At 68.9% G+C, this 6,299-nt stretch carries 7 protein-coding genes; all 7 read right to left on the bottom strand.

Annotation, left to right across the window (positions count from 1 at the left end):
- Positions 1–76: 76 nt before the first annotated feature.
- Positions 77–520, bottom strand: a complete 444-nt coding sequence (gene cynS / locus NS331_RS18260; RefSeq protein ID WP_058643381.1) for a cyanase — start codon at positions 518–520, stop codon at positions 77–79.
- A 49-nt stretch (positions 521–569) separates the two neighbouring features.
- Positions 570–1,457 (bottom strand): ABC transporter ATP-binding protein, encoded by an 888-nt coding sequence (locus NS331_RS18255; protein ID WP_082702596.1) that lies wholly within the window; start codon positions 1,455–1,457, stop codon positions 570–572.
- Positions 1,447–2,322: a nitrate ABC transporter permease gene (ntrB, locus tag NS331_RS18250; protein ID WP_058643385.1), complete on the bottom strand. Its 876-nt coding sequence runs from the start codon at positions 2,320–2,322 to the stop codon at positions 1,447–1,449. The genes NS331_RS18255 and ntrB overlap by 11 nt, the downstream gene beginning before the upstream one ends.
- Before the next feature lie 18 nt (positions 2,323–2,340).
- On the bottom strand, positions 2,341–3,726 hold the full coding sequence (locus NS331_RS18245) for a CmpA/NrtA family ABC transporter substrate-binding protein (protein ID WP_058643380.1): 1,386 nt from the start codon (positions 3,724–3,726) through the stop codon (positions 2,341–2,343).
- Positions 3,727–3,859: 133 nt separating this feature from the next.
- Positions 3,860–4,552 (bottom strand): response regulator transcription factor, encoded by a 693-nt coding sequence (locus NS331_RS18240; RefSeq protein ID WP_058643379.1) that lies wholly within the window; start codon positions 4,550–4,552, stop codon positions 3,860–3,862.
- Positions 4,549–5,733, bottom strand: a complete 1,185-nt coding sequence (locus tag NS331_RS18235) for a PAS domain-containing sensor histidine kinase (RefSeq protein ID WP_058643378.1) — start codon at positions 5,731–5,733, stop codon at positions 4,549–4,551. The genes NS331_RS18240 and NS331_RS18235 overlap by 4 nt, the downstream gene beginning before the upstream one ends.
- 79 nt (positions 5,734–5,812) lie before the next feature.
- Positions 5,813–6,283 carry a nuclear transport factor 2 family protein gene (locus NS331_RS18230; protein ID WP_058643377.1) on the bottom strand — a complete coding sequence of 157 codons (471 nt, stop codon included), beginning with the start codon at positions 6,281–6,283 and terminating at the stop codon, positions 5,813–5,815.
- Positions 6,284–6,299: the final 16 nt, after the last annotated feature.

Genomic DNA, 6,299 nt, shown 5'->3' with positions numbered 1-6,299 from the left:
TTTGCCGGGCCGCCGGGTGCGCCCCTTGAGGGGATTGGACTTCCACACGCAGTGAGGAAGTCCAAACGGGGTGGTCTCAATATGTCTTGTACGGCAGGAACTTGCCCGACAGCACCACGTTCACGCGGTCGCCCTTGGGATCGGCTTCGCGCACGATGTCCATCTTGAAGTCGATGGCGCTCATGATCCCGTCGCCGAATTCCTCGTGGATCAGTTCCTTGATGGTGGTGCCGTAGACGCTGACGATCTCGTACCAGCGGTAGATCAGCGGATCGGTGGGCACGGGCGTGGGCAGCGAGCCCTTGTAGGGCACCACCTGCAGCCATTTCTGCTCGTCGGCGCTCAGGCCGAAGATTTCGCCGAGGGTCGCGGCCTGGGTCGCGTCCAGCGTCATCTGGCCCAGGCAGGCGGCCGTGACCCATTCCTTGGACAGGCCGACCTGCTCGGCCACGGAGGCCCAGGTGATGCCCTTGGACACCTTGGTGGCGATGATCTTTTCGGTGACGTCGTTGCGGTTCATGGAATGGCTCCTTGTTGCGTGGCTCGGGGTTGGAAAAAGGGAAAAGGCATCAGGCGGCATGCGCGCGGCTGACGAGAAAGTCGACGATGTGGTTGCGCAGCTCGTAATAGCCGGGCAGCCGATGCAGGCCGGCGCGACTGCGATCACGCGGCAGCGCAACCTGCACCGACTCGGCGATGCCGCCCGGCCGCCACTGGCCGTCCGGCAATTCAACGCCGTTGCGCATCAGCAGGATGCGGTCGGCCAGCAGGATGGCTTCGTCCACGTCGTGGGTGATCATGAACACCGTCTGCTGCGTGCGCTGCACGATGGCCAGCAGCTCGTCCTGGATCGTGCCGCGGGTGAGCGCATCGAGCGCGCCGAAGGGCTCGTCCAGCAGCAGCATCTTGGGCTCGATGGCGAAGGCGCGGGCGATGCCCACGCGCTGCTTCATGCCGCCCGACAGCTGCGAGGGCTTCTTGTCCAGCGCGGCCGACAGGCCGACCAGGGCCACGTACTTCTCGACGTGCGCCGCCACCTGCGAACGGGGCCATTGCGGCCAGCGCGATTCGACGGCGAAGGCGATGTTGCGGCGCACCGTGAGCCAGGGCATGAGCGCATGGCTCTGGAACACCACGCCGCGCTCCAGGCTGGGCCCGCGCACCTCGCGGCCGTCCATGAAGACGTGGCCCTGGTCGGCCTCGTCCAGCCCGGCCAGCACGTTGAGGATGGTGGTCTTGCCGCAGCCGGAGTGGCCGATGATGCAGACGAACTCGCCGCGGGCGACGCCGAAGCTGACGTCGGCGAACACCGGCCGGCCGGGCTGGAACACGCGACCCAGGCCCTGCACCTGCAGAAAGTCGGCAGCGGCAGACGGCGCGGCCGGTGCGGCGGCCGCCGCCGCCACGGGGCCGGCCTCGACCGGGGGCATGGCCATCATGGCGGGCTCACTCCACATAGGTCACCTTCTTCTGCAGCGCCGCGAAGCCCAGGTCCAGCAGCATGCCGACCACGCCGATCAGCAGGATGGCGAAGATCACGTGGGTGAGCGACAGGTTGTTCCACTCGTTCCACAGGAAGTAGCCGATGCCGGTGCCGCCCACCAGCATCTCGGCCGCCACGATCACCAGCCAGGCGATGCCCATGCTGATGCGCATGCCGGTGAAGATGGTGGGCGCCGCCGCCGGCAGGATCACCCGCAGCGCCCGGCGCAGGGGCCGCACCTCCAGCGTGCTGGCGACGTTGAGCCATTCGCGCTTGACCGAGGCCACGCCGAAGGCGGTGTTGATCAGCATCGGCCACACCGAGCAGATGAAGATGACGAACACGCCCGACACCGACGAATCCTTGATGGTGTAGAGCGCCAGCGGCATCCAGGCCAGGGGCGAGATCGGCTTGAGCACCTGGATGAAGGGGTCGAAGGCCTTGCGCATCAGCGGCGACATGCCGATCAGGAAGCCCGCCGGCACCGCCACCAGGCAAGCCAGCGCAAAGCCCAGCCCCACCCGCAGCAGCGACCAGCCGAGCTGGATCGCGATGCCCTTGTCGTTGGGGCCGTTGTCGTAGAAGGGATCGGACAGCTCTTCGACGATGGTGCGGCCCAGCTGGGCCGGCGTGGGAAAGCCGTCGCTCTTCGGGGTGCCGGCCGCCGGGTCCTTGCCCATGAGTTTGAGGTAGTCGATCTGCTCCTGCGTCAGGCCGGCCGTGCTGGCGGCCGAGGCCACCGGCGCCGTGGCCAGGTGCCAGGCGCCCAGCAGCAGCACGAGCAGCAGCAGCGACAGGATGGCCGCCCGCAGGGCGAGCGAGGGTGAAGTCCTGTTCATGGCCATGTGCGCTCCGCCTCAGGCCGTCTTCGCGATGGCGAAGCTCTTGACGTACTCCTCGGGGCGGGCCGGGTCGAACTCCTTGCCCATCACCTTGAAGCGCGGATAGGCGCCCTCGGGTGCCTTCCAGCCGGCCGCCGCCATCTGCTTCTTGGCATCGGTGAGCAGGAAGACCTTCTCGGCGATCTGGCGGTAGTCGACCTCGCCCTTGATGTAGCCCCAGCGCTTCATCTGGGTGAGCATCCACACGGCCATGCTCTGCCAGGGCACGGGGTCGAAGTTGGCGCGCTCGGGCACGTTCTTCACAGCGCCCAGGCCGTCGGCGTACTTGCCGGTGAGCACCTGCGCGATCACGGTCTCGGGCTGGTTGAGGTACTGCGTCGGTGCGATCACCTTGGCGATCAGCTCGCGGTCCTTGGGCTGGCTGGCCATGAAGGAGGCGTTGATCACCGCGCGGTACAGCGCCGCGAAGGTGGCCGGGTTCTGCTGGATGAAGGCCTCGCTCACGCCGAAGGCGCAGCAGGGGTGGCCGTCCCAGATTTCCTTCGACAGGATGTGGATGAAGCCCACCTCGTCGTAGACCGCGCGCTGGTTGAACGGGTCCGGCCCCAGGAAGCCGTCGATGTTGCCCGCGCGCAGGTTGGCCACCATCTCGGGCGGCGGCGTCACGCGGATCTGCACGTCGGTGTCGGGGTTCACGCCATGCTCCGCCAAGTAGTAGCGCAGCAGGAAGTTGTGCATGCTGTATTCGAAGGGCACGGCGAACTTCATGCCCTTCCACTGCTTCGGGTCCCGCTTGTCCTTGTGCTTGACGTGCAGGGTGATGGCCTGGCCGTTGGTGTTCTGGATGGTGGCCACCTTCATCGGCACCTGGGTTGAGCCCAGCCCCATGCTGATCGCCAGCGGCATGGGCGACAGGAAGTGGCTGGCGTCGTGCTCGCGGCTGAGCATCTTGTCGCGGATGAGGGCCCAGCCGGCCGTCTTGTTGAGCTGGACGTTGAGGCCTTCCTTTTTGTAGAAGCCCAGAGGGTCGGCCATGATCAGCGGCGTGGCGCAGGTGATGGCGATGAAGCCGATCTTGAGGTCCTTCTTCTCGGGCGGGCGCTGCTCCTGCGCCATGGCCTGCAGCGAGGCCACCGGCAGCAGCGAGGCGATGGCCGCGCGCGCGGTGCCGGCGCCCACGGCCTGCAGGAAGCGCCGGCGCAGCGGCTCGTGCGGAAAGAGCGCCTTCACCAGGCTGGCCTCCACGAAGTCGCGCGAGGCCTCGTCCACGCTGGCCGCGGCGGTGGTGGCGCCCGCGTGGTCGCCCGGCGCATGGTCCTGGCCGCAGGCGCAGCGCAGCATGAGCGGACGGTCGGCGTCGTAGGGGTCGGAACGGCGGTCGATGGCAGGCAGACGGGACATGCTTCACCTCGTTGATGGAATGTCCTCGTCCTTGCAACGCGCGGGCCGGAAGGGGCCCGAACCGCCGTCGCATCCGCAAATCGTGCCCGGACCATCGAGCCCGTGTAGGGCTGCCACTACACGGGCGGCGGTTTCAGGGCCGGCTGCCGCCCTGCGCCAGCCTTTCGGCGTAGAGCGCCAGCTCGACGTCGTTCTTGGTGCCGGTCTTTTCGAGCACGCGCGCCCGGTAGGTGCTGACCGTGTTGGGCGCCAGGCCCAGCCGCGCACCAATCTCGCTCACGCTGTGCCCCGTCGTGAGCAGGCGGAAGACCTGGTGCTCCCGGTGCGACAGCGCCTCGGTGGCGGCACCGCCCCGGCCCATGGCGGCGGCCAGCGCCTCGGCGGTGGCCGCGGTCACATAGATGCCGCCGGCCGCCGCCTTGCGCACGGCCGCCACCATCTCGTCCGCATCGGCACTCTTGTTGAGGTAGCCGGCCGCACCCAGGCGGATGCAGCGCACGGCGTACTGGCGCTCAGGGTAGGTGGAGATCATCACGACCGGGAGCTGGGGCCAGTCGGCGCGCAGCGCCTGCAGCACGTCGAGCCCGTCGCGGCCGGGCAGCGCGATGTCCAGCAGCACCAGGTCGATGCCGGCCCGGCCGCCGAGCGCGGCGACCTGGGCCAGCACCTCGGGGCCGGTCACGGCCTCGGCAGCGACCACGATCTCGGGCGCACCGTTGGCCGGGTCGCCCAGCACCTGGCGCAGGCCCTCGCGCACGATGCGGTGGTCGTCGCCGATCAGCACGCGCACGGTGCCGGTTCGGGAAGGAGCGGTCGAGGTCGTCATGGCTGGGAGACCGGCATGCGCAGGTGCAGCGTCGTGCCCTGCCCCGGCGTGCTGTGCACGTCCACGATGCCGCCGAAATGCAGCGCCCGCTCGCGCATGCCACGGATGCCGTAGGAGCCCGGCGCATGGAAGGCCTGCACCGGTGCGCCGATGCCGTCGTCGCTCACCATCAGATGCAGGTGGCCGCCGGCGACGCGGATGTCGATGTCGACCCGGCTGGCACGGGCATGGCGGCCGACGTTGCTCAGCATCTCCTGGAAGATGCGGAACACCGCCATCGCGGCCGGCTCGGGCAACTCGGGCGCATCGTCCACCGCCATGCGCCAGCCCAGCGCGAGCTCGGCCGACTGCACGAATTCGTTGGCCTGCCATTCCAGTGCGGCCCACAGGCCCTGGTGGTCGAGGATGCTGGGCCGCAGGTCGGTGATGATGCGGCCCACGTTGTCCACGGCGCGTTCGATGAGCTGGCTCATGTTGTCGCATTTGCAGCGCAGCTGAAGGCGCATGGCCTCGGCCTCGTCGGGCCCGCGCGCCTTCTGCTCGCCCAGGCGGCGGTTGACCCAGTCCACGTCCATCTTCATCGCCACCAGCAGGCTGCCGAGCTCGTCGTGCACCTCGCGGGCGATGCGCGTGCGCTCCTCCTCGCGCACCGAGTCCATCCAGGCGGACAGCGCCCGCACCTGGCTCAGCGCCGCGCTGAGTTCGGCCGTGCGCGCGGCCACGCGCTGCTCCAGCTCGTCGCGCGACTGGCGCAGCGCCTCGGCGGCGCGCTTGCGCTCGGTGATGTCGACGAAGGTGATGACCGCGCCGCGCACCGTGTCGCCGTCCACGATGGGATAGCTGGAGTATTCGACCGCGAAGCTGCTGCCGTCGCGGCGCCAGAACACCTCGCTGTCGATGCGGCAGGGCAGGCCGCGGCGGAAGGCGTTGAAGATGGGGCAGTCGGTGTCGGCATAGGCCGAGCCGTCGGGATGCGAATGGTGCGTCAGCTCGTGCATGTTGCGGCCCAGCACCTCGGCCGCCTCGTGGCCCAGCAGTTGGGCCCCCGCGCGGCTGATGAACATGCAGTGGCCGTCCAGGTCGATGCCGAAGATGCCCTCGCCGGTGGACTCCAGCAGCAGGCCCAGTCGGCGGTGCCAGGGCGTGCCTTCGCCCAGGTCCAGCGGGGGAAGTGCGCCCATGAGGACGCCAGGATCGTGCACAGCCATGCACCATCCGCATGCAACGGCCGTGCCCGGATGGTGCGCGGCGCCGGTCCGGTCAGAGGCCCAGTTCTTCAAGCCCCGGATGGTCATCGGGCCGCCGGCCCAGCGGCCAATGGAAGCGCCGGTCGCTTTCGGCGATCGGCAGGTCGTTGATGCTCGCGAAGCGCCGCTGCATCAGGCCGTGTTCGTTGAACTCCCAGTTCTCGTTGCCGTAGCTGCGGAACCAGTGGCCCGAGTCGTCGTGCCATTCGTAGGCGAAGCGCACCGCGATGCGGTTGCCACCGAAGGCCCACAGGCCCTTGATCAGCCGGTAGTCCAGCTCGCGCGCCCACTTGCGCTGCAGGAAGGCGCGCGCGGCCTCACGGCCGACCGGGAACTCGGTGCGGTTGCGCCAGACCGTGTCCTCGGTATAGACCTGGGCGACCCGGTCGGGATCGCGCGAGTTCCACGCGTCCTCGGCGCCGCGCACCTTCTGGGTGGCGGATTCGAGCGTGAAGGGCGGTAGCGGTGGGCGGGTGTCGGTCATGGTGTAGCCGGGCAGC

Source organism: Pseudacidovorax intermedius (assembly GCF_001476815.1).
Taxonomy (GTDB): Bacteria; Pseudomonadota; Gammaproteobacteria; order Burkholderiales; family Burkholderiaceae_C; genus Xenophilus; species Xenophilus intermedius_A.
The sequence above is the reverse complement of the archived record's forward strand: the minus strand, read 5'-3'. Positions and strand labels throughout refer to the sequence as shown.

Bases quoted from the DNA above. Each gene is read 5' to 3' on its own strand.
- cynS (WP_058643381.1), bottom strand. From the start codon at position 520: ATGAACCGCAACGACGTCACCGAAAAGATCATCGCCACCAAGGTGTCC.
- NS331_RS18235 (WP_058643378.1), bottom strand. From the start codon at position 5,733: ATGGGCGCACTTCCCCCGCTGGACCTGGGCGAAGGCACGCCCTGGCAC.
- NS331_RS18240 (WP_058643379.1), bottom strand. From the start codon at position 4,552: ATGACGACCTCGACCGCTCCTTCCCGAACCGGCACCGTGCGCGTGCTG.
- NS331_RS18230 (WP_058643377.1), bottom strand. From the start codon at position 6,283: ATGACCGACACCCGCCCACCGCTACCGCCCTTCACGCTCGAATCCGCC.
- NS331_RS18255 (WP_082702596.1), bottom strand. From the start codon at position 1,457: ATGTGGAGTGAGCCCGCCATGATGGCCATGCCCCCGGTCGAGGCCGGC.
- ntrB (WP_058643385.1), bottom strand. From the start codon at position 2,322: ATGAACAGGACTTCACCCTCGCTCGCCCTGCGGGCGGCCATCCTGTCG.
- NS331_RS18245 (WP_058643380.1), bottom strand. From the start codon at position 3,726: ATGTCCCGTCTGCCTGCCATCGACCGCCGTTCCGACCCCTACGACGCC.